Annotated in this window: 28 protein-coding genes; 18 read left to right on the top strand and 10 right to left on the bottom strand. The window is 65.7% G+C overall.

What is annotated here, in order from left to right; translation table 11 throughout:
• Positions 1 to 6: 6 nt before the first annotated feature.
• The 17 genes from CEY08_RS13610 to CEY08_RS13535 all read left to right on the top strand — a co-directional run bounded on the left by CEY08_RS13610 (position 7) and on the right by CEY08_RS13535 (position 16349).
• The gene (locus tag CEY08_RS13610) at positions 7 to 987 is read left to right on the top strand and encodes an aminopeptidase (protein WP_076813116.1); all 981 of its coding nucleotides are present in this window, start codon (positions 7 to 9) and stop codon (positions 985 to 987) included.
• Positions 984 to 1757, top strand: a complete 774-nt coding sequence (locus CEY08_RS13605) for an enoyl-CoA hydratase/isomerase family protein (RefSeq protein ID WP_042793344.1) — start codon at positions 984 to 986, stop codon at positions 1755 to 1757. Before CEY08_RS13610 ends, CEY08_RS13605 begins: the two co-directional genes overlap by 4 nt.
• A 28-nt stretch (positions 1758 to 1785) precedes the next feature.
• Positions 1786 to 2985, top strand: a complete 1200-nt coding sequence (locus CEY08_RS13600) for a CaiB/BaiF CoA transferase family protein (RefSeq protein ID WP_076813119.1) — start codon at positions 1786 to 1788, stop codon at positions 2983 to 2985.
• 119 nt (positions 2986 to 3104) lie between these two features.
• Entirely contained in the window at positions 3105 to 4340 is a 1236-nt protein-coding gene (locus CEY08_RS13595) for an ABC transporter substrate-binding protein (RefSeq protein ID WP_223306462.1), read from the top strand.
• A 27-nt stretch (positions 4341 to 4367) separates the two neighbouring features.
• A complete protein-coding gene (locus CEY08_RS13590; protein WP_042793347.1) occupies positions 4368 to 5243 on the top strand; it encodes a branched-chain amino acid ABC transporter permease in 876 nt (291 codons plus the stop codon).
• A gap of 4 nt (positions 5244 to 5247) precedes the next feature.
• The gene (locus tag CEY08_RS13585; protein WP_063640813.1) at positions 5248 to 6144 is read left to right on the top strand and encodes a branched-chain amino acid ABC transporter permease; all 897 of its coding nucleotides are present in this window, start codon (positions 5248 to 5250) and stop codon (positions 6142 to 6144) included.
• Positions 6145 to 6147: 3 nt separating this feature from the next.
• Positions 6148 to 6909, top strand: coding sequence for an ABC transporter ATP-binding protein (locus CEY08_RS13580; RefSeq protein WP_042793348.1), 762 nt, complete (start codon positions 6148 to 6150; stop codon positions 6907 to 6909).
• Positions 6906 to 7649, top strand: a complete 744-nt coding sequence (locus CEY08_RS13575; RefSeq protein WP_042793349.1) for an ABC transporter ATP-binding protein — start codon at positions 6906 to 6908, stop codon at positions 7647 to 7649. The genes CEY08_RS13580 and CEY08_RS13575 overlap by 4 nt, the downstream gene beginning before the upstream one ends.
• A 46-nt stretch (positions 7650 to 7695) precedes the next feature.
• Entirely contained in the window at positions 7696 to 9048 is a 1353-nt protein-coding gene (locus CEY08_RS13570) for an amidase (protein ID WP_084738530.1), read from the top strand.
• Between the two features lie 200 nt (positions 9049 to 9248).
• Complete coding sequence (locus tag CEY08_RS13565; RefSeq protein WP_042793351.1) at positions 9249 to 9995, top strand: IclR family transcriptional regulator; 747 nt, start codon at positions 9249 to 9251, stop codon at positions 9993 to 9995.
• A 74-nt stretch (positions 9996 to 10069) separates the two neighbouring features.
• Positions 10070 to 10813 carry a transporter substrate-binding domain-containing protein gene (locus tag CEY08_RS13560; RefSeq protein WP_042793352.1) on the top strand — a complete coding sequence of 248 codons (744 nt, stop codon included), beginning with the start codon at positions 10070 to 10072 and terminating at the stop codon, positions 10811 to 10813.
• Positions 10810 to 11478, top strand: coding sequence for an amino acid ABC transporter permease (locus CEY08_RS13555; RefSeq protein WP_063640812.1), 669 nt, complete (start codon positions 10810 to 10812; stop codon positions 11476 to 11478). Before CEY08_RS13560 ends, CEY08_RS13555 begins: the two co-directional genes overlap by 4 nt.
• Positions 11479 to 11525: 47 nt before the next feature.
• The gene (locus tag CEY08_RS13550) at positions 11526 to 12284 is read left to right on the top strand and encodes an amino acid ABC transporter ATP-binding protein (RefSeq protein WP_165609294.1); all 759 of its coding nucleotides are present in this window, start codon (positions 11526 to 11528) and stop codon (positions 12282 to 12284) included.
• The gene (hutG, locus tag CEY08_RS13545) at positions 12281 to 13228 is read left to right on the top strand and encodes a formimidoylglutamase (protein WP_076813122.1); all 948 of its coding nucleotides are present in this window, start codon (positions 12281 to 12283) and stop codon (positions 13226 to 13228) included. The genes CEY08_RS13550 and hutG overlap by 4 nt, the downstream gene beginning before the upstream one ends.
• 312 nt (positions 13229 to 13540) lie before the next feature.
• Positions 13541 to 14830 carry a Glu/Leu/Phe/Val family dehydrogenase gene (locus CEY08_RS13540; RefSeq protein ID WP_042793354.1) on the top strand — a complete coding sequence of 430 codons (1290 nt, stop codon included), beginning with the start codon at positions 13541 to 13543 and terminating at the stop codon, positions 14828 to 14830.
• Between the two features lie 177 nt (positions 14831 to 15007).
• A complete protein-coding gene (locus CEY08_RS30270; RefSeq protein ID WP_269471920.1) occupies positions 15008 to 15136 on the top strand; it encodes a hypothetical protein in 129 nt (42 codons plus the stop codon).
• Between the two features lie 103 nt (positions 15137 to 15239).
• A complete protein-coding gene (locus CEY08_RS13535) occupies positions 15240 to 16349 on the top strand; it encodes a porin (RefSeq protein ID WP_063640809.1) in 1110 nt (369 codons plus the stop codon).
• A gap of 197 nt (positions 16350 to 16546) precedes the next feature.
• Here the strand turns inward: CEY08_RS13535 and CEY08_RS13530 are convergent, their stop codons facing one another.
• The 6 genes from CEY08_RS13530 to CEY08_RS13505 all read right to left on the bottom strand — a co-directional run bounded on the left by CEY08_RS13530 (position 16547) and on the right by CEY08_RS13505 (position 20705).
• On the bottom strand, positions 16547 to 17365 hold the full coding sequence (locus CEY08_RS13530) for an RsiV family protein (RefSeq protein WP_042793356.1): 819 nt from the start codon (positions 17363 to 17365) through the stop codon (positions 16547 to 16549).
• A gap of 34 nt (positions 17366 to 17399) precedes the next feature.
• Positions 17400 to 18176 carry a lipoate--protein ligase family protein gene (locus CEY08_RS13525; protein ID WP_042793357.1) on the bottom strand — a complete coding sequence of 259 codons (777 nt, stop codon included), beginning with the start codon at positions 18174 to 18176 and terminating at the stop codon, positions 17400 to 17402.
• Positions 18173 to 18448 (bottom strand): lipoate-protein ligase small subunit, encoded by a 276-nt coding sequence (lplB, locus tag CEY08_RS13520; RefSeq protein WP_063640807.1) that lies wholly within the window; start codon positions 18446 to 18448, stop codon positions 18173 to 18175. Before lplB ends, CEY08_RS13525 begins: the two co-directional genes overlap by 4 nt.
• 30 nt (positions 18449 to 18478) lie before the next feature.
• On the bottom strand, positions 18479 to 18943 hold the full coding sequence (locus CEY08_RS13515; protein ID WP_076813124.1) for a GNAT family N-acetyltransferase: 465 nt from the start codon (positions 18941 to 18943) through the stop codon (positions 18479 to 18481).
• Positions 18944 to 18953: 10 nt separating this feature from the next.
• Positions 18954 to 19655, bottom strand: coding sequence for a glutathione S-transferase N-terminal domain-containing protein (locus CEY08_RS13510; RefSeq protein WP_076813126.1), 702 nt, complete (start codon positions 19653 to 19655; stop codon positions 18954 to 18956).
• Between the two features lie 144 nt (positions 19656 to 19799).
• Positions 19800 to 20705, bottom strand: a complete 906-nt coding sequence (locus tag CEY08_RS13505) for a DMT family transporter (protein ID WP_063640806.1) — start codon at positions 20703 to 20705, stop codon at positions 19800 to 19802.
• 122 nt (positions 20706 to 20827) lie between these two features.
• On the opposite strand from CEY08_RS13505, the gene CEY08_RS13500 reads away from it, so the two are divergent.
• Entirely contained in the window at positions 20828 to 21295 is a 468-nt protein-coding gene (locus CEY08_RS13500) for an Lrp/AsnC family transcriptional regulator (protein WP_042793362.1), read from the top strand.
• 19 nt (positions 21296 to 21314) lie between these two features.
• Here the strand turns inward: CEY08_RS13500 and CEY08_RS13495 are convergent, their stop codons facing one another.
• The 4 genes from CEY08_RS13495 to CEY08_RS13480 form a co-directional block, all read right to left on the bottom strand.
• Complete coding sequence (locus CEY08_RS13495) at positions 21315 to 21806, bottom strand: glutathione peroxidase (RefSeq protein ID WP_076813128.1); 492 nt, start codon at positions 21804 to 21806, stop codon at positions 21315 to 21317.
• Positions 21807 to 21837: 31 nt separating this feature from the next.
• Complete coding sequence (locus CEY08_RS13490; protein WP_063640805.1) at positions 21838 to 23040, bottom strand: MFS transporter; 1203 nt, start codon at positions 23038 to 23040, stop codon at positions 21838 to 21840.
• A gap of 146 nt (positions 23041 to 23186) precedes the next feature.
• On the bottom strand, positions 23187 to 24383 hold the full coding sequence (locus CEY08_RS13485; protein WP_076813131.1) for a DUF1501 domain-containing protein: 1197 nt from the start codon (positions 24381 to 24383) through the stop codon (positions 23187 to 23189).
• A gap of 35 nt (positions 24384 to 24418) precedes the next feature.
• Complete coding sequence (locus CEY08_RS13480; RefSeq protein WP_076817636.1) at positions 24419 to 25951, bottom strand: DUF1800 domain-containing protein; 1533 nt, start codon at positions 25949 to 25951, stop codon at positions 24419 to 24421.
• Positions 25952 to 26040: the final 89 nt, after the last annotated feature.

Here is a 26040-nt window from a genome sequence, read left to right as displayed (position 1 = left end):
CGCACCATGCACACGCTGTTGAAACTGAAGAATGCGCGCAAGGTGGTCAGCCAGTTGGGCGCGGCCCGGCCCGGGATGGAAGTGCTGGTGCTGTATGACCTGCATACCCACCACAACGTCGAGCCCCTGGCCATCGCGGTGGACGAGGCGGGCGCCGGCCTGCACCTGTTGCAGATTGCCGGGTCGGCGCGTCACGGCCGGCAACTGTCGCCCGTGGTGGCCCAGGCCATGCAGGCAGCCGATCTGGTCATCGCTCTGACGCGCGCCAACGCCGCGCATACCGATGCGCGGCAGCAGGCCACGCGTGCCGGGGTTGGCGTGATCGTGCTGCCGGAATCGCATTTGCCCGACTTCTTTCTGGCGGAAGGCTGGGAGGCCGACTTCGACGCGCTGCGTCCGCAGATCCAGGGCCTGGCCGACGCGCTGACCCGCGCCGATACGGCCCGCGTCACCAGCGAGCTCGGCACGGACGTGACCATGAGCATCGCCGGCCGCCGGGGGCGGGCCCTGCACGGCTTCGCCAACACCACGGACATTTCGGCGGGCTACTGCCTGGAGTCCAGCCTGGCGCCAGTGGAGGGCACGGCGGAAGGCGTGATCGTGGTCAACGCCAGCATACCGGGCGTATCGTTGATCCGCGACGAGCCTGTGCGCATCCATATGGAGAAGGGCATGGCGGTGGCCATCGAGGGCGGAGCCGTGGCGCGCCAGTTCCGCGACCTGTTGGCCAGCTTCAACGACCCCCAGGTCTACAACCTGGGCGAACTGGGCGTGGGCATGAACCCGCGCTGCCAGCTGGACGGCACCATGCTGTCGGATGAATCCGTCTACGGATCCATCCAGCTGGCGCTGGGCACCAGCGCCTATATCGGCGGCACCGTCAAGGCAGCGGCGCATTACGACACCATCGTGACCGAGGCCACACTCGAACTGGACGGCAAGGTCGTGCTGCAAGGCACGGACTTGCGCCTGGAGGAGGCGGCATGAGCATAGACCTGAGCCGCGATACGGACGGCGTGGCCACCGTGCTGATGAACCGCCCGGAAAAGCGCAATGCGTTCACGCTGGACATGTACCGGGAATTCGGCCGCGTCATGCGGGAGCTGGACGCCGACGACGCGGTGCGTTGCGTGGTGCTGCGCGGCGCCGGCGGCGCTTTCTGCGCCGGCAGCGACATCGGCGGCTTCGAGGAAGACCGGGACGGAGCGGCGCAGGCGGCCGAGTATGCGCTCTTCACCTTGTCCATGACCGACACGCTCAAGCATTTGCGCCATCCCACGGTTGCCTGCATCGAAGGCGTGTGCGTCGGGGGCGGGCTGGAGCTGGCCGCCCTGTGCGATATCCGCATCGGCGGACGCAACAGCCGCTACGGCATTCCGGTGAACCGGATCGGGTTGACCGTGGACCACCAGGAACTGGCCGACCTGATCAGCGTGGTCGGCGCCGCGCGCGTGCTGGAGATCCTGCTGGAAGGGAATATCTTTGGCGCCGACGAGGCCATGTCCAAGGGGCTGTTGAGCCGCGTCGTGGACGATGAGCGCGTGGCCGAGCAAGCCTATGCCACCGCCCGCCGTATCGCCTCGTCGGCGCCGCTGGTGAACCGTTGGCACAAACGCTTCGTGAGCCAGCTGCGCGAAGGGCGCGCGCTGAGCCCGCAAGAGCGTGGCGAAGCCTACGCCTGCTTCGGCACCGAGGACTACCGGCGCGGCCGCGAGGCCTTCGCCGCCAAGCGCATCCCCGAATTCATCGGCCGCTGAAGCGGCCCCGACCCAAGACGGACTGCATATGACGCAAGCTGCACCCCCCCTTGCCGGCATTAAGATCCTGGACCTGTCGCAGATCATGGCCGGCCCATACTGCACCATGGTGCTGGCCGACCTGGGCGCCGAGGTCATCAAGGTCGAGAAGACCGGCGCTGGCGACGATTCCCGCGAAATGGGGCCGTACGTCAATGGCGAATCCACCTGTTTTGCGCAGATCAATCGCAACAAGCAGGGCATTGCGCTGAACCTGAAGGACCCCGAAGCCCGCGAGGTGTTGTACGACCTGGCCCGCTGGGCGGACGTCGTAGTGGAGAACTACCGCGTCGGCGTGACCAAGTCGCTTGGCGTGGACTACGAAACGCTCTCGCGGATCAACCCGCGCCTGGTGTATTGCTCGATTTCGGGCTACGGCCACTCCGGTCCCTATGCGGGCAAGGGCGGCTTCGACCTGGTGGCGCAGGGCATGAGCGGCATCATGAGCATGACCGGCGAGCCCGGCGGCCGGCCGCTGAAGTCGGGCATTGCCATCTATGACGTGGGCGCGGGGTTGACGGCGGTCTACGCGATCCTGGCCGCCTGCATCCACCAGATGAAGACGGGCGAAGGCCAGCACATCGACATCGCCTTGGCCGAATGCGGGCTGCCCTGGTTCGTGTGGGAAGCGGCGGCGTACTTCGCCGACGGCACCGTGCCGCAGGGCACTGGCAGCCGCCATCGCGTATCGGCGCCATACCAGGCTTTCGGCACGCGCCAAGGCTACATCATGATAGGCGCGGCCAATCAGCGCACCTGGGAACGTTTGTGCGCGGACGTGCTGGAACGTCCCGAGCTGATCACCGATCCGCGCTTCATTACCAACTCGGATCGGCTGGCCAACATCGCCGAGCTGGAACCGTTGCTGGAGGCGGAGTTCGCGCGCGCCGACGCGGCCGAATGGATCGAACGCTGCGAACGGGCGTCGGTGCCCTGCGGCCCGATCAACGATTTCGGCCAGGCGATGCAGGATCCGCACTACCTGGCGCGCGGCATGGTGCAAGAACTGGAGCACCCGGCGCTGGGCAGGATGAAGACCATCGGCATCCCGACCAAGTTTTCACGGACGCCGGGATCCTTGCGCTCGGCGGCGCCGCTGATGGGCCAGCACACTGACGAGGTGTTGCGGCGTTTCGGCGTGCCGGAGGACAGAATTGCAGGCATGCGCGCCCGAGGAGTGATCGCGTAGCAGGCAAATCGCAGCAGGCAGTACCGAAGTCGTATCCAAGCTCCAAGGGGACGCCGGCGTCGCGCACGCCGGCGGCTATTCGAAGTTGAACAAAGATGTTCACGCCGCAAGGAACCTTCATGACACAGCCCATCCATCTCTCCCGCCGCGGCTTTATCGCGGCCAGCGCAGCGCTGGCCGCCTGCGGCGCCGTTCCCTCCCTGGTCCGGGCGCAGTCGGCCCAGCCGTTCCGCCTGGGAGCGCTCAACTCCATCACCGGCGTCGGCGGCCCCTATGGGCCGGCCATGCTGGAAGCCATCAAGATCGCCATCGACGAGGTCAATGCCGCCGGCGGCGCGGCCGGCCGGAAGATCCAGCTATACGCCGAAGATGACCAGACCAAGCCCGACGCCGCCGTGCTGGCGGTCAAGAAGCTGATTGAAATCAATAAGGTCGAGGCGGTGGTCGGAATCTGGCCATCGTCAGTCGGCCTGGCCGCCATGCCCATCACCAACGCGGCGGGCCTCATCACCATGAACACCTGCGGCGCGCCGGAAATGCTGACCGAGAACAAGCTCGGCCTGGCCTGGATGTACCAGGCGTCCAATGCCGTGTTCGGCCGCGCCTTTGCCGAAGTGGCGCGCCAGCGCGGCTTCAAGCGGCCGGCGGTCATGGCCTTCAATAACTCGACCTTCGTCGGCCAGGCCAACTACTTCCGGGATGCCTGGCAGGAGAAGGGCGGGCAGGTCAGCGCCTTCACCATCTACGAACCCAACCAGACCACCTACCGCACCGAACTGACCAAGGTGCTGGCCTCCAAACCCGACGTGATCTCGCTGAGCGCATATCGGCCCGATGCCACCATCATCCTTAAAGAGTGGTTCCAGACAGGCCAGGACTGCAAGTTCATCATGCCCGGCTGGACTGCCAACGAGGACCTGGTGAAGGCGCTGGGCAAGGAGGCCACCGAGGGCATCATCTCGATTTCGAACGTCGCCGCGCACGAGCATCAGGCCTACAAGCATTTCGCGGCCGAATTCCGCAAGCGCATGAAGCGCGAACCGGACATCTTTGCTTCGCAGTCCTACGACATGGTGATCACGCTGGCGCTTGCCATCGAGGCGGCGGGGCCGACCGCGGACGTGGCCGCCATCAACGGCAAGATCCGCGCCGTGACCGCGCAGGGCGGCGGGGAAAAGGTCAGCGGCTTCGCGCAGGGCCAGGCGCTGCTGCGCGCCGGCAAGCCGGTGGACTATGACGGCGCGTCCTCGCGTCTGGACTTCGGCAAACACGGCGAGACCGTGCCGGATTTCGGCGTTTTTGACATCCGCGACGGCAAGCTGGTGCTGAAAGAAGTCATCGCCGGCCAGGTCTGACGATAAAAACACTAGGGGAACACAAGAATGGATGCAATCACCGTCATCAACGCCGCGATCAACGGCGTTGTGATCGGGATGCTGCTGGCCTTGCCGGCACTGGCGATCACGCTGGTGTTCGGCATCGCCCGCTTTCCCAATGCCGCCAGCGGCGACTACATGACGTTGGGCGCCTACGCGGCCGTCTTCACTCAGGCGCTGGCTGGCGGTTCGATGTTGGCGGGCGGCCTGGCCGCCGTCGCCGCGACCACCCTGGTCAGCCTGTTTTTCTATGCCTGGGTGTTCCGGCCGCTGGAGTCTCGCTCGAACGTGTCGCGCCTGATCGCGTCCATCGGCGTGGCGTTCGCCCTGCGCAGCACGATTACGTTCTTTGCCGGGCAGGACCAGTACACCTTCGATCTGCCGCTTACGCGCGCCTGGAATTTCGGCGGCGTGCGCATCCTGCCCACCGACTTGTACATCGTCGGCACGGCGGTGGCGGCGCTGGCGCTGGTATTCGGCCTGATGCACCTGACGCCGACCGGGCGGCGCATGCGGGCGGTGGCTGACAACCCCGAACTCGCCGCGGCCAGCGGCATACGCGGGCGGCGCGTGATGGTCACCCTCTGGACCATCGCCGGAGCCTACTGCGGCTTGGGGGGCGTGCTGCTGGGCATCAAGGCGGTGGTGATTCCCGAGCTGGGCTGGGAGCTACTGATGCCGATGTTCGCGGCGGTCATCCTGGGCGGCATCGGCAATCCGGTGGGCGCCATCGTCGGGATCATGGTGTTCAGCATTGCGCAGGAAGTGGCCAGCCTGGTGGTCGGGCCCGCCTACAAGATCGTGTTCGCCTTCGCGGTGCTGCTGTGCGTGCTGCTGCTGCGTCCTCAGGGTATCTTCGGCCGTCCGATGGCGGCGAGGTGAAATCATGGAAGCCTATCTGATTGCTATCGCCATCGGGATCCTGATCTACATGCTGCTGGCCTTCGGGCTGTCGCTGCATTACGGGTTCACCGGACTGATCAATTTCGGCCACGTCGGCTTTTTCGCCATCGGCGCCTATACCTCGGCCCTGTTGTCGCTCAAGGGGGTGCCCATCCCCTTGTCGATGGCAGCGGCGGCCGCGTTCGCGGCGCTGGCGGCATGGCCGCTGGGCATGATCGCCTTGCGGCTGGGCAGCGACTACCTGGCCATCGTGACCCTGGGCTTTTCCGAATCGGTCCGCATGATGCTGCAGACCGAGGAATGGCTGACGCGGGGGATGCACGGCCTGCCGGGAATCCCGCGGCTGTTCGCCGGCTGGGCCTCGCCGCAGACGGTGGACCTGTGGATCATGCTGTTGCTGCTGGCGGTCAATGCCGGCGCCTTGTTCCTCATCCATGTCGTCATACGCAGCCCGTTCGGGCGAGTGATCGAAGCGGTACGCGACAACGAGGTGGCGGTACGGGCGCTGGGCAAGGATCCCGCCCGCTTCAAGACCCGCTCGCTGATGCTGGGCGCGGGGCTGGCCGGCCTGGCGGGCGCCTTCCAGGCGCATTACCTGACCTTCATCAGTCCCGAACAGTTCGTGCCGCTGATCACCTTCTACATCTGGATCGCCATCATCCTGGGCGGGGTGGGGCGGCTGAGCGGCGTGGTGGCCGGCACGGTGCTGCTGGTCGGATTCCTGGAGGGGTCGCGCTTCGTGCGTGATTTCGTCGGGGGCATTTCCGAAGTGCAGATGGCCAGCGTGCGCATCGGCGTCATCGGCCTGGCGCTCATCTGCGTGGTGCTCTACCGGCCGCAGGGGATTTTCGGCAATGCAACCACCACCCGCAGGAGATAAGGCATGACGCTGCTTTCCATAAAAGGGCTCAGCGCCAGCTTTGGCGGCTTCAAGGCGCTGGACGACGTGTCGCTGGAGGTGCGCAAGGGCGAGCTGGTCGGCGTGATCGGCACCAACGGCGCGGGCAAAAGCACGCTGTTCTCGGTGGTGACGGGTTATATCCCGCCCACTGCCGGCTCGGTGCGCTTCGCGGACGAAGACATCACGGGCATCGCCGTGCACCAGCGTGTGCGTCGGGGCCTGGCGCGCACTTTCCAGGTGCCGCGCGAGTTCAGCCAGCTGACGGTCTTTGACAACATGATGGCCGCGGCGCCGGACCAGCGTGGTGAAAAACTGGCGGCGCTGGTGTTCGCGCGCCGCGAAGTGGCGCGGGAGGAAGCCCGCAACGCCGAGCGCGTGCATGAGCTGTTGGCGTTCCTGAATCTGGCGCGGGTGGCGGACGAGCCGGCCGGCAAGCTGTCGGGCGGGCAGAAAAAACTGCTGGAGCTGGGGCGGCTGCTGATGCTGGAGCCGCGCTGCATCCTGTTGGACGAACCGTTCGCGGGCGTCAACCCGGTGCTGATCGAAGAGCTGTCTGCGCGCATCGTGGAACTGAACCAGCGCGGCCTGACTGTCGCCATCATCGAGCACAACCTGGAAGAACTGGCGCGCATCGTGCCGCGCATGTACGTCATGGACCGCGGGCGCGTCATCGCCGAAGGGACGCCGGATGCAGTCCTGGCCAACGAACAGGTGCGCGAAGCGTACATGGGAGGAGTGATATGAGCCAGCTCGTCATGCAGGGCCTGTCCGGCGGCTATGCCGAGGTTGATATCGTGTCCGGCATCGACATGACCGTGGCGCCGCGCGAGATCGTCACCATCGCTGGCACCAATGGCGCCGGCAAGTCCACGCTGGTCAAGGCGGTGATGGGGCTGTTGCCGCGCATTGCCGGGACCATGACCTTTGACGGCCGGGACCTGCTTGCGCTGCCGGTAGAGGAGCGCGTGCGCATCGGCATTTCGTACGTGCCGCAGGTGCGCAATGTGTTCGGCGCGCTGACCGTGCTTGAGAACCTGCAGGTGGTCGAGCACGTGCAGGCGCGCGAAAAGCGTATCCGCGACATGTTCGACCTGTTTCCCGCGCTGGCCGGCCGGCGCAAGACGCATGCCGAGAACCTGTCCGGCGGCGAGCGCCAACAGCTGGCCTTTGCGCGCGCGCTGATGTCTTCGCCGCGCTTGATGGTGCTGGACGAGCCTTCGGCCGCCTTGTCGCCGGCATTGACCGAGCAGGTGTTCGCCGAAGTGAGGCGCCTGCCGCAGATTGGCGTGGGCGTGTTGATGGTGGAGCAGCGCGCGCGCCAGGCGCTGGCGTTCAGCGACCGCGGCTACATCCTCGATTCCGGCCGCATCGTGCTGACCGATACGGGACAGGCGCTGCTGGCCAACCAGCACATGAGCGATCTGTACATCGGCCGGGCCGGTCATCCAGCGGCAGATCGTCCGCAAGGCGGCTCCGCCGCCTGAGAGTCCGGGGCCCCTCAATTCCTAACGTTCTTCCAGGAGCTGCAACTTGCGTACTTCCGACACAATAGCTTCCGCGGCGTCCGCCGTAAGCCGCCCGGCACCCAGCGCCATCGCTGCCTTGACCGCCGTCCAGGGGCTGGCTGCCCTGGAGCAGGGCAAACTGACCTGCGAGGCCTGGGCGCGCGCCTGCCTGGACCGCATCGAGGAGCGCAATGGCGGCGTCAAGGCCTGGGTTCGGGTGGACGCCGAGGGCGCGCTGGCCCGCGCCCGCGAGTGGGACCGCCATGGCCGGCAGCGTCCGCTGGATGGCGTGCCGTTGGGCATCAAGGACACCATCGACACGGCGTCCATGCCTACCGAGCTGGGCGACCCGGAAATCTTTCCCGGCCGCCAGCCACAGGCCGACGCGCCCGTGGTGACTCAGGCGCACGACCTGGGCTTCAATCTGCTGGGCAAGAATACCGTGTCGCGCCACGCCATCATGCTGCCGGGACCGGCGCGCAACCCGCACGACCTGACCCGCACGCCGGCCGCGTCTTCCGCGGGTTCTGCGGCCGCGGTGGCCGACTTCATGACGCCATTGTCCATCGGCACGCAGACCGCGGGCTCGATCCTGCGCCCCTCGGCGTTCTGCGGTGCGGTGGGGTTCAAGCCCACACTGGACGCCATTCCCTACGTGGCGATCCGGCGCTATTCGCGGGTGCTGGACGTGATCGGACCGATCGCGCGGTCGGTGGACGACGCGGCCTTGTTCATGCGCGCCTTTACCGGGGACCCGCGTTACGACCCCGCCTCGGCGCTGCGCAGCGATTTCCGCGTGGGCGTATGGCGTCCGAAGGATTGGGCGGACACGGAACCCTGCATGCGCGATAGCTTCGAGGCCAACCTGCGCGGGCTGTCGGCCGCTGGCGTGAAGGTCACGGAGCTGGAAATGCCGGCGGCGTTCGACACCATGGGAGAGGCGCAGGACGTGATCATGGCCTACGACCTCGCGCGCGAGTACGCCGCGATCAAGCGTGACCACGCGGCGCGCTGCGATCCCGGGCTGATCGAGTACCTGACCATGGGCGAGGGGCTGTCCGCCGCCGACTACGCGGGGGCGCTGGATGCCGCCGACGCCTGCCGCCGGGCCTTCTACGACGCGGCGCGCGACGTGGACGCGGTAGCCATGCCTTCCACGCTGGGAGAGGCGCCGCCGGCCAGCACCACGGGGAGTTCGGCCTTCATACGCATTTGGTCGCTACTGCATAACCCGTCCATCACCCTGCCGGTTGCACGCGGACCCAACGGCTTGCCGCTGGGTTTCCAGATGGTCGGCTTCGTGAAAGAGGACGCCCGGCTGCTGTACTGGGCACGCTGCGCGGAGCGCATCCTGGGTTCCACGGCCCATCAGGTCTGACCGAGCCGCACCGGTCGCTACGAGGAATCATGGAATGATCCGACGCGTTCCGCCGGGGCGCGGCGGATCCTTCGGCGCCTTCGGGCGCCTTTTTTGTGTCCGCCTTTCGGGGTTTTCCCCAGTAATTCTCAGTATTCGGGAATAAAAAGCGATCTGAAAGCCATAAATTGATAATCTGCGCTCCGTTAGTTTGGAGCCAAATGTTGAAAGCGGATCAATCGGTGGGGGCGGGCGCGGACCGCGTGCTGTATGTGCTGGCGACCCTGGCCAGGCATGACGGCCCCCTCAGCATCGCTGCCCTGGCCGAGCAGACTGGCTTGGCGCAGAGCACCCTGTACCGCCAGGTCGCGCTGCTCAAGCGCTGGGGGTTCGTCGCCGAGCACGATGGCGAGTACGGCCCCGGCCCGCTGTGCGTGCAACTGGCTTGGGGTTTTGACCAGTCCTCGTTCCTGATCCATGAAGCCCAGCCCGACCTGGCTGCGCTGGCCGCCGCTTCCGGCGAAACCATAGGGCTGCTGGTGGCGGTCAAGGACCAGGCGGTGTGCCTGGACATGATCGAAAGCCAGCATCCGCTGCGCTGTTCCTTCACCAAGGGACGGGGCCTGCCGCTGGCGCGCGGAGCGTCCGCCAAATCGCTCCTGGCCTTTATGCCGTTGGCGCGCCTGCAGGCGGCGCTGGCGTACCTGGCGGCCGAGGCTGGCGTCGATGCCACCCGTCTCGGACACGAGCTTGAAACCATCCGCGCCCAGGGCTACGCCGTGACCGACAGCGAGGTCGACGCCGGCGTCTGGGGCGTCAGCGTGCCCATTTTTCAACGCGCCAACCAGGCCGTGGCTTCGATCACGCTGATGGCGCCGTCCACCCGGGCCGCCCAGCGGCCCGAGGCCTTGACCGAAATGACCGTGGCTGCGGCCCGGCGCATCTCGGCGAAGCTGCAAGCCCATTAAGACTGCCTTCTTCTTTTCCACGCCGTACCCCTAGACACCCGACCGCCGTATCCCAATTCCATAGAGGACCTACCATGACCACTCGTCGCACACTGCTGACCGCCGCCCTGACGCTGGGCTTCGCCTGGAGCGCCGGTCCGGCGTTCGCCCAGGAAACCATACGCGCCGTCACCGACGCGACCTTCCCGCCGATGGAGTTCGTCAAGGACGGCAAGCGCACCGGATTCGACATCGAACTGGTGGAAGCGCTGGCCGGCGCCATGGGCAAGAAAGTCGAATGGATCGACATCGATTTCAAGGGCCTGATTCCCGCCCTGCAGGCCGGCCGCGCCGACATCGCCGTGTCCGCGATCTACATCACGCCGGAACGGGCCAAGGTCGTGGACTTTACCGATCCCTACTACGCGGGCGGCCTGGTCGTCATGACCAAGAAGGACGGCCCGGTCAAGACGCTGAAGGATCTGGACGGCCGCAAGGTGTCGGTGCAGGTGGGCACGAAGTCGGTCAACTACCTGAAGGAACACTATCCGTCGGTGCAGCGCGTGGAAGTCGAGAAGAACCAGGAGATGTTCAATCTGGTGCAGATCGGACGCGCGGAAGCGGCCGTGACGGGTAAGCCCGCCGCCAAGCTGTTCGCCCAGAGCACGCCGGACCTGACCGTGCTGGCCGAGCAGATCACCACCGAGGATTACGGCATCGCCGTGCCCAAGAGCAAGCCTGAGCTGACTCGTGACCTGAACGCCGCGCTGCAAAAGCTGAAGGCCGACGGCAGCTACCAGGCCATCGTGAACAAGTGGTTCGAGGCGCCCGCGAAATGAACCTGGATTTTTCTCCCGTCTTTGCCGACTTCGGCGCGCTGATCAATGGCGCCGTGGTCACCGTCGAGGTGACCGCGGGCGCCTTGCTGCTGGCCTGCGTCATCGGCCTGCTGGTCGGCGTGGGGCGCCTGAACCCCAGGCGCTACGTCATTTACAACCTGTGCAGCGTCTACCTGCTGCTGTTCCGCGGCACGCCGTTGCTGGTGCAGTTGTTCATCTGGTTCTTCGGCCTGCCGCATTTCGGCATCACCCTGCCGGCGTTCGCCTGCGGCGTGCTGGGCCTGGGCATGTACTCGGGCGCCTACGTGTCCGAAATCGTGCGCGGCGCGATCCAGTCGGTGGACCGCGGCCAGACCGAAGCGGCGCGCTCGCTGGGCATGTCCTCGGGCCAGGCCATGCGCATCATCGTGCTGCCGCAGGCTGTCGTGCGCATGATCCCGCCGCTGGGCAACGAATTCATCGCGCTGATCAAGAACTCGGCCCTGGTGTCGCTCTTGACGATCCACGACCTGATGCACGAAGGCCAGAAGATCATCAGCGTGTCCTATCGCTCGCTGGAGACCTATCTGGTGGTGGCGCTGATTTATCTGATCCTGACCACGGCCACCATGCTGGTGCTGCGCAAGGTTGAACACCGCCTGCGCGCGGGGGGGATGGTGCAATGACTTCTGCAATGAATTCCGCTACGACCCAGGCCGCGGACCTGCAAGAAATGATCCGCATCCGCGGACTGTGCAAGTCCTACGGCGACCACGACGTGTTGCGCGGCATCGACTTCGACGTGCTGCCATCCCAGGTGGTGGTGGTGATCGGACCCAGCGGTTCGGGCAAGAGCACCTTGCTGCGCTGCTGCAACGGCCTGGAAGTCGCGCAGGCCGGCACCATCGACATCTGCGGCCAGACCCTGCTGGACCACGGCACGCTGTTGCCTGAAGCGGAGCTCAACCAACTGCGCATGCAGGTGGGCATGGTGTTCCAGGGCTTCAATCTGTTCCCGCACCTGTCGGTGCTGGACAACGTGACGGTTGGACCGCGCAAGCTGCGCGGCATGGGCCGCGAAGAGGCCAACGCGCTGGCGGCGGACTTGCTGGACAAGGTCGGCCTGGGTCAGAAGATGTCGGCGATGCCTGCCAGCCTGTCCGGCGGGCAAAAGCAGCGAGTGGCCATCGCTCGCGCCCTGGCCATGCAGCCCAAGGTCATGCTGTTCGACGAGCCGACCTCGGCGCTCGATCCGGAACTGGTGGGTGAAGTGCTGCAGGTCATGAAGCTGCTGGCCAAGGAAGGCATGACGATGATGGTGGTCACGCACGAAATGGGCTTTGCCCGGGATGTGGCGGACGTAGTGGCGGTGATGGACGGCGGCGTGATCCTGGAATCCGGTTCGCCCGACGTGATCTTTACCCAGCCCCGCGAGCCGCGCACGCGCGAGTTCCTGCAGGCGGTTCTCAGTGCCGGGCAGGGGGCTGCATGACGGCGCCGCAATTCGACAAAAGCCTGTGGAAGGCCCGCGACGATAGCGCTGAGCAGGGCGACACGCGTCGCTTGGCGCACATTGTCGAGGCGGCTGCAGGTCAGGCGCGCAAGGGCGAGGCGGTGCTGCTGGGCTTTGCTTGCGATGCGGGCGTGGCCCGCAACCAGGGTCGCATCGGCGCGGCTGAGGGCCCGCCGGCCATCCGCAAATTCCTTGCCGGTTTGCCCGCCCACGGCCTGACCCGCCTGCTGGACGCCGGCGACGTGGCCTGCGAGGGCGACCGGCTGGAAGACGCCCAGGAGCAGTTGGGCCTGCGTGTGGCGGAATTGATGGAGCAGGGGGCTCGTCCGGTGGTGCTGGGCGGCGGTCACGAAATCGCCTGGGGCAGCTTCCAGGGCCTGGCGCGCTGGCTGGACGCCCACGGCGACACGGAGCCTGTGCTGGTGTTGAACCTGGATGCGCACTTTGACCTGCGCACCGGACGCCCCGGGAGTTCCGGCACGCCGTTCGACCAGATCTCGCGTTATTGCGAGGAGCGCGGCCGGGCGCTGCAATACGCCTGCCTGGGCGTATCGCGGCTGGCCAACACGCCGGCGTTGTATGCGCGCGCGGCCGAGGTCGGGGCCATCTGGGTCGAGGACCGTGACATGCAGGAACGCCATCTGGCGGCGCGCCTGGCCAATGTCGACGCGTTGCTTGCCCGGGCGCGGCACGTGTACCTGACCATCGATCTGGACGTGTTGCCTGCGGCGGTCATGCCAGGCGTATCGGCGCCGGCTCCTTACGGGGTGCCGTTGACGGTGGTCGAGGAAATCGTCTTGCGGGTCAAGGCCAGCGGCAAGCTGCGCGTGGCCGACATGGCGGAGTTCAATCCGCGCTTCGACCAGGATGGGCACGGCGCGCGCGCGGCGGCCCGCCTGGCTTGGCAATTGCTGACGGATTGAGCGCGCGGCCGGCCTCATCCATTGGATGAGGCGAGACGGCTCATGGCAGGACCGGCGGGGCGGTTTTCATAACAGGAAACCGCCCCGTTTTTCATCCCCCGCATGACTGGCTGCAAGGCCTCCCGCTTATGACTGGCAGGCTGGACGCTGCCAGTTTCGCGGCTTAGGATGAGAGCAGCATCAGGCTCGGGTTTGTGACCCGTTCGGTGGCCACAACAGTAATATGTCCCTATTTAAAATATTTTCACTTTAAATGGGGACGTTATTACTTTCGTGGATAAAATGGCGCAACTTAGTCAGGAGAGCATGCTCATGTCTCAAACTCCCACCCACGCCTTGCCGTCTTATCTGAACGCCGAAGACCTCGGCCCCTGGGGCAACTACCTGCAACAAGTCGATCGGGTCACCCCGTATCTCGGTTCCCTGGCGCGGTGGGTTGAAACCCTGAAGCGTCCGAAGCGCTCGCTGATCGTCGACGTGCCTATCGAGCTCGATAACGGCAGCATTGCCCACTTCGAGGGCTACCGTGTCCAGCACAACACCTCGCGCGGCCCCGGCAAGGGCGGCGTGCGCTTTCACCAGGACGTCACGCTTTCCGAAGTGATGGCGCTCGCGGCCTGGATGTCGATCAAGAATGCCGCCGTGAACCTGCCCTATGGCGGCGCCAAGGGCGGCGTGCGGGTCGACCCGCGCAAGCTGTCGGCTTCCGAACTCGAGCGCATGACGCGCCGCTACACCTCGGAAATCGGCGTGATCATCGGACCGTCCAAGGACATCCCGGCTCCCGACGTGAACACCAACGCGCAGACCATGGCCTGGATGATGGACACGTACTCCATGAACGAAGGCGCGACCGCCACCGGCGTGGTCACCGGCAAGCCGATCGCGCTGGGCGGCAGCCTGGGCCGCGTCGAGGCCACCGGCCGCGGCGTGTTTGTGGTCGGCTGCGAAGCCGCCCGGGACCTGAACATCGACGTGTCCAAGGCCCGCGTGGTCGTGCAGGGCTTCGGCAACGTGGGCGGCACCGCCGCCCGCCTGTTCCATGAAGCCGGCGCCAAGGTCATCGCGGCGCAGGACCACACCGGCACCGTCCACAACGCCGAAGGGTTGGACGTGCACAAGTTGCTGTCCTATGTGTCGCAGCATGGCGGCGTGGGCGGCTTCTCCGGCGGCCAGGCCATGGACAAGGACGAGTTCTGGACGCTGGAAACCGAATTCCTGATCCCCGCCGCCCTGGAAAGCCAGATCACAGCGGCCAATGCTCCCAAAGTGCGCGCGAAGATTGTGGTGGAAGGCGCCAACGGCCCGACCACGCCGGAAGCCGACGACATTCTGGCCGAACATGGCGTCTACGTCGTGCCGGACGTGCTGGCCAATGCAGGCGGCGTGACGGTCAGCTACTTCGAATGGGTGCAGGATTTCTCCAGCTTCTTCTGGAGCGAGGACGAGATCAACCAGCGCCTGGAGCGCATCATGCGCGAAGCGTACGCAGCGGTGTCGCAAGTGGCCAAGGAACACAAGGTCACGTTGCGCACGGCGGCGTTCATCGTTGCTTGCACGCGCATTCTGCAAGCGCGCCAGGTGCGCGGCCTGTATCCCTGATACCCGATACGGCGGGGCGTCCGCGGACGTCGCGCCGAGGAGGGCAGGGAGACAAGAACCGCCACATGCCGTTGCCATAAGCAGGCTCTGCTTGTGGCAACGGCACGTCGGCAAAAACGGAAATCGCCCCGCAAGGGGCGATTTTCATTGCTGCGTCAGCCAGTCGGCGCCTCGCGCATGAATAGCACACCATCATTGCGTGCGTTGCGGCCGCTGCCGATGTGCGCGGCGGTGTCGGCCATCCGCGACACCGAGCGTCCGATTTCGCTGCCTAGGGATTTTCCCGGCTTGCGTAACAAGAACTGACACATTGCGTCCCTAGAATCCGTTCCTGCCATGCGCCGTGCGCGCCGCTCGCATTGCGTGCAAGCCTGTATGCGCATGTCTGTTCAATCAATGGGAATTTGCAATGAAAAAGACTTTGTTCGTCACCGCCATGCTGGCCGCGTTCGGCGCCACGGCGCAAGCGGAAACCTCGGTGACGCTCTACGGCCTGATCGACACGGGCATCGGCTACCAGCGCATCAAGGGCGATGGCTACCACGAGTCCAAAGTGGGCATGGTCAACGGCGTGTCCAGCGGCTCGCGCTGGGGCCTGCGCGGCGCCGAAGACCTCGGCGACGGCCTGAGCGCCGTGTTCACGCTGGAAAGCGGCTTCAACTCGGCCAACGGCACGTCGGGCCAGAGCGGCCGCCTGTTCGGTCGCCAGGCCACCATCGGCCTGAAGAGCACGTCTTGGGGCCTGCTGGAACTGGGCCGTCAGACCAACATCGCATCGAAATACTTTGCCGCGATCGATCCGTTTGGCGGCAGCTACGGGCAGGCCAACGTCGGCGTGGCGTTCAGCGCCGCGAACACCGTCCGCTACGACAACATGGTGCAGTACTCGACGCCGTCGTTCAGCGGCCTGCAGTTCGGCATCGGCTACTCGTTCAATGCTTCCGACACGACGGCCGCGCAAACCGGTTTCAAGACCGCCGACAATACGCGCGCCATCACGACCGGCCTGCGCTATGTCAACGGCCCGGTGAATGTGGCATTGACCTATGACCAACTGAACCCGGCCAACCAGTTGAACACGGACGCCACGCCCAAGTCTTGGATGGTGGGCGGTTCGTACGACTTCGAAGTGCTGAAGCTGGCGCTGGCCTATGGCCAGACGCGCGACGGCTGGTTCACCGGGCAGGGCGTCAATGCTTTCGGCAGCGGCAGCCCCGAGGCCAAAGGCTTCGGCACCAATGTGGCCGTGTCGGGCTTCAAAGCCAATTCCTACCTGGTGGGCCTGAGCGTGCCGATTGGCGGCGCCAGCAACATCCTGGCTTCGTGGCAGCGCGCCGATACCGACAGCGACAAGCTGACGGGCGACGACGCCACCATGAACGTCTACAGCCTGGGGTACACCTACAACCTGTCCAAGCGCACCAATCTGTACGCCTTGGGGTCGTATGCCACCAACTTCGCGTTCGTCGATGGCGTGAAGAGCACCGTGGCGATGGTGGGCGTGCGTCACCGCTTCTAGGACGCGCGGCGTGCAGGGACGGCGCGCCGGCGTCGTCCCGCCACCGCGGTTGCACTGAGCGGACTGGGCGTCTTACCCGGCCACAGACGCGAAAAAAGCGGCCACCTCCCTAGCTCCATCCTCAGTCCGCTCAACCGAACCCCGGCTTGGTGCCGTGCAAAACGCCCGCGATGGCCGCGGGCGTTCAGGCATCCCGCCTACGAAGCAGGCAGCAGTTCGGGCTTCAGGATCCCCCGCAGTTCCGAATAGGGAATGCTCAGTTCGGGTTCGCCATGCGAGTAAGGCGCGATGGAATAGGCGTCGTACTTCACCACGACGCCGTCCCGCGTCAACGCATAGTTGTCGCTTTCCTGGAACGGCCACATCTTGTTGTAGGCGGCCGGGTCCCGGCGCGCATCGGGATTGCCCGCCAGCCATTTGGCATGCGCCTGCCGCAGCGCCGCGACATATTGCGGATGGCGGCCCGGTATCAAGGCTTCTTCCAGGCTCATCACACGGCCGCGGCTGCGTTCCCAGTTCAGGTACTGGGTGGCGGGAATGCCGTGCGCCGCACCTGTCAGAAACTGTTCGGTATGCAGTTCCACGGCCACGATGTCGCCCACCGTGTCTTTCACGCTTGCCTTGAAATAGGTGGCGTCGCGGGCGCGCGCCACTGACCAGAAGTACTGCGTGTACTCGGACAGTGTGTCGTAGGGGCCGCGGCGGTTGGCGTCGGTGCCGGTCATGTAGGCCAGGACGTGGTCCACCAGAGCGGTGAGTTTGGGAATGCCGGGGAACGCGACGCTATCGATTTCGATGCGGGGGCAGTCGCCCTCGCAGCCCGGCTTGCTGGATGCCCACTTGATGCGCTCGGTGGACAGGTCGCCGACCTTTTCCGGCGTGGACGCGGAGGCCGGCGCCGGCGTGGCCAGGGTGATGTCGGCGGGCGGCGTGCTGCCGCAGCCCGCCAGGGCCAGGACGGCCGCGCCCAGGATGAGACCGCTTATCGCGCCTTGCGGCGTGAATGTGCGACGCATTGAAACTACCTCCAGAAAATCGGGGCGGGGCGGCTCAGGGCACCACGCCGGTCCACTCGGGCGTGGAGAACTTTTCGGCCGCCTGCGCTTGCGCGCGCGCCAGCGTCTCGCTGCCCACCTGCCCCGGGGTGAGACGATGCAGGCCGGCAAAAGTTTCCACCATGCGGTCGATGATGACTTCCCGCGCCAATCCGGTCTGGGTGCGCAAGGGGTCGACGCGCTTTTTGGCGCTGGTGGTGCCTTTGTCGGACAGCTTTTCGCGGCCGATGCGCAGGACCTCGACCATTTTATCCGCGTCGATGTCGTAGGACATCGTCACGTGGTGCAGTACGGCGCCACCGCGGCGCGCTTGCGCCGCGCCGCCGATCTTGCCGATGTCCGAGGCAATGTCGTTGAGCGGCTGGTACCAGGCCTTGATGCCCAGCCCCTGCAGGGCGGTGAGCACCCAGGCGTCCAGGAAGGCGTAGGACTCCTGGAAACTCATGCCATGCACCAGCGCCTGCGGAGCGCTGAGCGAATAGGTGATGGAGTTGCCGGGCTCGATGAACATGGCGCCGCCGCCGCTAACACGGCGCACGACCTGGATGCCGTGGCGGCGCGCGCCTTCGGGATCGACCTCGTTCTTGAGCGATTGGAAGCGGCCGATCACGACGGCGGGCGAGGACCATTCCCAGATGCGCAGGGTTGGCGGGCGCTGGCCCGCGCCGACCTCGTCGGTGATGACGGCGTCCAGCGCCATGTGCAGCGCGGGCTCTTGCGGTCCCTCATGGATCAGTTGCCAGTCGTAGTCGTTCCAGTCGGTGCGCGTCATGCCAGCGCCCTCCGCAGTACGACGGCGATGGCCTCGGCCGAAAAGCCGAACATTTCGGCATCCGCGGGCAGGGCGGATTGCACGGCCAGCGCCAGCTCCAGTTCGCCGGCGTCGGCCGGCAGGCCGTTCAGGCCGCGGTTGATGGCGTCCAGGGCCTCGGGCGGCTCCAGGAAAAAGTCGCCGCTGATGCGTACGTCGGCCAGCCGGCCATCGCGCACTTCCAGATCCGCGACGACCAATTTACCGCCGGGGACTTTATATTCGCCATGCATGGGCGCTCCTTGCTGAATCAGTACCAAAAACTACAGGCTGAGCTTCATGCCGTCGTGGCTGGCCTTAAAGCCCAGGCTTTCATAGAACCTGCGCGCGTCCGGACGGGCGCGGTCCGTGGTCAACTGCACCAGGCCGCAACCCTGGACACGGCATTGCTCGATCGCCCATTCGAACATCTTGCGTCCCAGGCCGGCGCCGCGCGACGACGAAGCGATGCGCACGCTCTCGATCTGCCCGCGCCATTGGCCCAAGCGGGACAGGCCGGGTATGAACGATAACTGCAAACAGCCGACCAGGTTCGAGTCCTGCTCGACCACGGCCAGGAACTGATTGGAGTCCTGGCCGATCGCGGCAAAGGCCGCAGCATAGCGCGGGTCCAGCGGCAAGGCGGGATTCTCGCGCGTGGCGCCGAGTTCATCGTCGGCCAGCAGGGCGACGATGGCCGGCAGGTCCCCCAGGCGCGCGCGGCGGAAAACCAGTTGCGGGTCGGGCATGGCGGCTCCTTCAGCGGGTGACGTTCTGGGCGGTCTGACCGAACAGGATGCGGCGCGATTCCTCGTCGCTGATGGAAGGCGCCGTATTGATGGTGTCGGCCAGGGCATAGGCGCGCTGGGTCGCGGGGCGCGCCGCGACGGCGTCGAACCAGCGCTTCAGGTGCGGAAATTCGTTCAAGTCCTGGCCCTGTTTGGCGTGCGGCACGATCCAGGGATAGGCGGCCATGTCCGCGATGGAATAGTCGCCAGCGACGAATTCGCGGTCCGCCAGCCGCTTGTTCAGCACACCGTACAGGCGGTTGGTTTCCTTGACGTAGCGCTCGATGGCATAAGGAATGCGTTCTTGCGCATATCCGGAGAAATGGTGATTCTGGCCAGCCATGGGACCCAGGCCTCCCATCTGCCAGAACAGCCATTGCGAGACCTCCGCGCGGCCGCGCAGGTCGGCGGGCAGGAAGCGGCCGGTCTTCTCGGCAAGATACAGGAGGATGGCGCCCGACTCGAAGAGCGAAATCGGCGCGCCGCCACCGGCCGGGGCCTGGTCGACGATGGCGGGAATGCGGTTGTTCGGGGCGATGGCGAGGAACTCGGGCTTGAACTGGTCGCCCTTGCTGATGTTCACCGGATGGATCTTGTAGGGCAGGCCGGTTTCTTCGAGGAACAGCGTGATCTTGTGGCCGTTGGGGGTGGTCCAGTAATAGAGGTCGATCATGGGATGTCCTGTTCATCGCGCCGGCGGCGGCCGGCGCAGGGAAAAGCCATGATAGCGGGGCTTGGTTTGCGCCGGCCCCAATAACCGGGGGGCGGGTACGGGTTTGCCCCCACCCGGGCTGGCCGCGGGTTCGCCGGCAGGCGTTCAGGCCGTGCCCGTTCGCGGCCGCCCCGGCAGGCGCCAGGTCCAGTTCAGGCTGACGCCTGCAGCCGCCACGAAGATCATGGCCACGCCAGCGATCTGCGTGGCGTCCATGCGATGGCCATAGACGACGAAGTCCAGCAGGATGGCCACGGCCGGATAGATGAAGCTCAGGGCGGCAGTGGACGTGGTCGGCAGCTTCTGGATGGCCGAGTACATGAGGATGTACATCAGGCAGGTGTGGATCAGTCCCAGCGCAACCAGATACCCCCACTGCAGCGGAGCGGCGGGCAGGGCGTTGAAATCCGCCATGGGCAGCAGCATGACGGCCCCCAGCGTCACTTGCACCAGCGCCAGCACCTGCGGGGGAATGTGCTTGAGCCGCTTGACGATGATCGCGGTGACGCCATAGAGCGCCGCCGCGCCCAGTCCCAGCATCAGCCCCGACAGGTAGGCGCGGCCGTCCGCGCCACCGGCGTCCGACAGGCGCAGCACCAGCATGAGGCCGCTGAACGCCAGCACCGACCAGGCCAACTTGCCCCGCGTGGGCCGTTCGCCCAAAAACAGCACGCCCAGGCCGATCAGGAAGAAGGGCTGCACGTTGTAGACCGCGGTGGCCAGGGATATGGAGGCCAGCCGATAGGCGGAAAACAGCAATACCCAGTTCAGCACCAGCGCGGCTCCGGCGGCCAGGGCCAGGGCCAGCGTCCGGGCGGTAAACAGGCCGGGCTTGAGCAGGCCGCGCGCCCAGCAGTACAGGAACAGGGACAGCGCGCCGAAGAGGCAACGGAAGAAAACCACGTTCCAGGCGCTCTGGCCCGACTCCAGCACAAACACGCCCAGGGTGCCGGACAAGGTCATCGCGGTGGCCATCTGGGCCAGGCCTACGCGTTCCGATGAGGGATTCATGAGGGTTCTCCACGGGCCAGTGGCCCTGATGTTCGATGGAGAAATTATCCCAGGCGGATCAAGGTGGTTATATGATCATGATGTGGTGAATCGATCGTGAAACCTTTGTTTAGGTGGAATTTATGCAAAACGACCTAAAAAGTGAAAACCCGGTCCTGGACGGCATCGATCGTCGCCTGGTAGAGACGCTGACAGCCAATGCGCGCACCACCACCGCTGACCTGGCGCGCCAGGTCGGGATGTCGGCGCCCAGCGTGGCGGACCGTTTGCGCAGGCTGGAAGAGTCTGGCGTGATCAGGGCCTATACCCTCGACGTGGACCCCGTGGCGCTGGGCTACACGTTGGAGGCCATCGTGCGCATCCGCCCCTTGCCGGGGCAGTTGCGTCACGTGGAGGGGCTGATCCAGGAGATTCCGGAGTTCGTGGAATGCGACAAGGTGACGGGCGACGATTGCTTCATCGCCCGCGTGGTGCTGCGGTCGATCTCGCACCTGGATGGCATCCTGGAGCGCGTGACCGAGTTCGCGGAAACCAACACCGCCATCGTCAAGTCGCACACAGTGCGCCGCCGGCTGCCGCCGCTGCGTTGAGGCGTACGTGGGCGGGAGCTCAGACGGGCGCGGACAGCGCCTTTTCGATGTCGTCCTTCAGGCCGGCAGGGGTGTCGGTGGGCGCGTAGCGCTTGATGACGCGGCCGTCGCGTCCGACCAGGAACTTGGTGAAATTCCACTTGATGCCTTCGGTGCCGAAGACACCGGGCTTTTCGCCTTTGAGCCAGCGATACAGTGGGTGCGCGTCATCGCCATTGACGTTGATCTTGGCGTAGAGCGGAAAAGTGATGTCGTATTGCGTGCTGCAGAATTTGCGTATCTCGGCTTCGTCGCCGGGTTCCTGGTGGCCGAACTGGTCGCAGGGAAAGCCCAGCACGGTGAAGCCATCGTCATGGAGCGAGCGGTATAGCTCTTCCAGGCCTGCGTACTGCGGCGTGAATCCGCATTTGGACGCCACGTTCACTATCAGCAGCACGCGGCCGCGGTACGTGTCCAGGGATTGCTCCGTGCCGTCGATGGCGCGGGCGGAGAAATCGTAGATCGTGCTCATGCGGGCTCCTTCCTATGTGAACAGGCCCTGGTCAGGTCTCGGAACGCGAGGGCGTCAGCGCGCCAGCTTGTCCTGCGAGTGTAGCCCCCTCGCTGCGGCCGTAGTAGCGCGTGCCCCACAGGGTCAACAGCAGGACGGTGGCGGTGATGCCTGCGGACATCCAGGGCAGGTCGGTCAGCGGCAGGCCATGGCCCAGCGCCACGCTGCCCAGCCATGCGCCGCCCGCGTTGCCGAGGTTGAACGCGCCCTGGTTCAGGGTGGACGCCAGGTTGGGCGCGTCGGCCGCCTGGTCCACGATCAGGGTCTGCAGGAGCGGCACCACGGCAAAACCCAGCACGCCCCAAATAAAGGTCGTGACGAGCATGGGCGCCAGTGCGTGCACGGCCTGGCTCAGGGCCAGGAACACCAGCAGCAGGCCGATGAAGATTCGGCGCAGCGATACCTCCAGGTTGCGGTCGCCTAGCTTGCCGCCCAGGGTGCTGCCTACGGTGAGCGCCACGCCGAAAAGCAGCAGCACGCCGGTGACGCCGCGCTCGGACACGCCGGTCACTTCGCGCAAGAGCGGCGCAATATAGGTCAGCACGCAGAATAAGGCGGCGGAGGCCAGCACGCTGGCGGCCAGGGGCCAGACCACGCGCGCGTCCCGCAGCACCTTGAATTCGCGCAGGATATTTCCGGGCTGCATGGGGATGCGCGAGGGCAGCCAGGCAGCGAGCGCGGCCACGGCCACGAGGCCGATTCCGCTGACCACCCAGAACGTCGAGCGCCATCCTGCCACCTGGCCCAGTGCGGTGCCCAGGGGCACGCCCAGCACATTGGCCAGCGTCAGCCCGGTGAACATCAGCGCGATGGCGCTGGCGCGCTGGTTGCGCGGCACCAGATCGGCGGCGACCACGGCGCCCAGACCGAAAAAGGCTCCGTGGCAGAACGCCGTGAATACGCGGGCGGCCATCAGCAGCCCATAGTTCGGCGCCAGCGCGCACAGCAGGTTGCCGATCACGAAAGTACTGGCCAGGCCGATGAGAGTGGCTTTGCGCGGCAACCGGGCGGTGATGATTGCCATGATGGGCGCGCCGATCACGACGCCCATGGCGTAACCGGTGATCAGCAGGCCCGCGACGTCGATGCTGACCCGCAGGTCGTCGGCGACGTTGGGCAACAGGCCCATGATGACGAACTCGCTGGTGCCGATGCCGAAAGCGGCGGCGGCCAGCGCGATGAGGTGCAGGGGCATGGGGAGGTGGGCGGGGACGAAAAGAAAAGTCCCGGCAACAAAGAATGGGCAAGGGCGGAATTCTAGGGCAGCGCGCCCCCGTCGGGCGGGGAAATCCCTGTTTACATTAAGGGTATACCCTTGGTTTTAGTGGGGTGCGATGCGGGCTAGACCAGCTTCAGGTCCACCGGCGAGATGCCGGGAAACACCTGCGCCAGACGCGCCTTGTCCAGGCCATACAGCCGCGAGAAGAGGCCGGCGAACAAGGCGCGGTACTCGTTCAGCACGGGATAGTCGCGGTCCTGGAATAGCGTTTCGCGCTTGACCGCCACTTGCCTGCCGGCAATGCGGCCGCCGCGCACATTGCCGCCCATGACCCAATACACCGTGCCATGGCCGTGGTCCGTGCCCTTGTTGCCATTTTCCCGGAAGGTGCGGCCAAACTCGCTGATGACCACCACGGTGGTCTGTTTCCAGGCCGGGCCCATGGCGTCCGCGTAGGCTGCCAAGGCGCGGCCAAGCTGGCCCAGGCGGTTCGCCAGCGGGCCGTTCGCGGCGCCCTGGCCGACGTGCGTGTCCCAGCCGCCGACGTCGACGAATCCCAGGTTGTAGCGGTCGGTCATGAAGCGCGCGATGCGCCGCACTTCCTGCTCCAGTTTGTCCGGGGACACGGCGCTGCCGCTGGCTGCCTGCATTTCGGCCTCGATCTCCTCGCGGGCGGCGCCCATGACGCGTTGCCCTTCCGAGACAGAAGCGTGCAAGTCCGTGTCCCGGTACATGGATTCAATGATGCGGTTGTCATCCGCGCTCAGGCGCGATTTGCGAGCGGCGCCCATCAGGTCGACGTTGGGCACGCGCTCGTCGCCTCGGAAGATTTGCGGCACTTCACTGGTGAATGCGGCGGGCTGGACCCGGCCGGCATTCAGCGCAGCCACCAGCCGGTTAAGAAAACCGGAGCGGTAATTGCCGCCCTTGCCGGCGCCTTGGCCGAGTTCGATGCCGTTCTGGGTTTCGAAATGGCTGCGGCTGGCGTCCTCGGTGCCGGCGAATGGCACGAATGCAAGCTCGCGCCGTTCGTAGAACGGCAACAGGCTTTCGCCCAGCGCGGGGTGCAGGCCCCAGCCGTCGCTCAGCGGCAGGGCTGAGCCCGGCCCGCCGCCAGGACGGCCAATGGCGATACTGGGCCTGGATTCATAGTAGAAGTCGCTCGTGACCGGCACGAGCAGATTGGTGGCGTCGTATGCCCCACGCATGAACACGACCAGCAGGCGGTTGCCGGAAGCGGCGGGAGCGGCGTACAGGCGGTGGCCTCCCAGCACCAACGGGGCGGCGGCCATCAATTGCAGCAGGCGGCGGCGGTCCATGAAGGTCTCCTTGATCTTGGCGGCGCCCGCTGATCTCAGCGGCGCATGAATTCCGGCGAGGACAGCAAATACAGATTGGCGTCCCTGGGCGATTTGGCTTGCGTGATGGCTTCGCGCGTGGCGGGTGACAGGTTTGCGAAAAGGCCATTGCCTTCGTTGGCTTTAAAAAGATTCGGGATGCGTGGCGGATCGGCCAGCGGCTCATCTTCTTCCTGATAGAGAGCCTTGGGCGCGCCAATCAACGAGCCGGCGACTTCGAAGCGCACGGACATCTGTCCGGACCCGGACCAATCCGATTTGCCCATTGGGTATCCATCCGGAGTGAGGCGCTGATTCAAGGGCTGGCCGAGCAGCTTCAACATGCCGAGACCCACCTTGGGATTCAGGATGGGCGGCAAGTCGCCATAGGCGAGCCGCATGGAAGAATAGACATAGTGCACCGGGTCCTTGAATACGCCGGTTTTCAGCGAGGCGGCGAACTCGGGCGACGCGAACAGCGCTTGCAGCGTGGCCGCGATATCGCCGTCCGTGGCAAGAAAAACCTTGCTCATCTTGTTGACCAGCGACGCCGGCGGATTGTCCCCCACGAAGTAGGTGGCCAGCTTGCCGCTGACGTGCTTGGCGGTGGCCGGGCTGCGGGCGAGCAGGTCGGCGGCTTCGTCCACTTCCCGAATGCCCGCGGCGGCGATGCGATGACCCAGGAAAGTCTTGTCCCCCTGATCGTGGCGCGCCGGATTGAAGAGGAACAAGCCTTCCTGAACGAGCTGCGCCTTCCATTCGGACCGGACTTTGGGAGGTTCCCGCGTGGCGGCGATGCCCATGCCGGTGAGAATGCGGGCCAGTTCCTGCACATCGGTTTGCGAGTAACCACCGCCGATCCCGAGCGTGTGCAGCTCCATCAGTTCGCGCGCGTAGTTTTCGTTGATCTTGCCCGCAACGTTCTGCGTGTTGTCCAGATAGATCAGCATGGCCGGCGAACGCATCGTGGCTTTCAGCAAGTCCCGAAACTTGCCCAAGGCGTGCGGACGAATCGCGCGGTCCTCGTACTGCGAAAGAAAAATGCCCGCGTCGTTCTTTTGCAGGTCGATATTGAAATGATTCATCCAGAACCAGGTCATCTGGTCCTGCAACTGGTTGCGCGAGTACAGCGCCCGCCAGACGGCGCGGTCGTTGACTTCCGCCGCCCGCCGCAGCGAGTACCGGCGGGCAGCTTGCAGCGCCTTGAGCTGTTCGGGTTGAGGCAGCTTTCTTGCTTCTTGCCGCAGCTGGAGTTGCTTGATGCGGGCGGCATCGTCGGAGTAGCGCGAGATCGTCAGGGCATCGATGCGTTGCTGGACCTCTGGCGGGAGCTTGCCTTCCGCGGCGGGATGCAGTTGTGCTTGCAGATAGCGCTCGGCGCCCATTTCCTGGATACGGGCCAGTTCGGCCGGCGTGGCGCCCCAGGTGATGCGATTGACCAGCGCGGCGTCGCGAACCTTGGCGTCGAGGTCCGGCTGCGCCATCACGCCGGCTGCCATGGGCAGGAGCAGCAAGGGTACGACGCGGAGAAAGCGGGAGCGCAAGAGCATGATGAAGCGGCACCTTCCGGAGACGAACTCGAGGTATGACAGGATAGCCGCCCGCGAATTCCGCAGGCTTGCGCCTTGAAACCAAGCGA

The organism is Achromobacter insolitus (assembly GCF_002209555.1).
Taxonomy (GTDB): Bacteria; Pseudomonadota; Gammaproteobacteria; order Burkholderiales; family Burkholderiaceae_B; genus Achromobacter; species Achromobacter insolitus.
The sequence above is the reverse complement of the archived record's forward strand: the minus strand, read 5'-3'. Positions and strand labels throughout refer to the sequence as shown.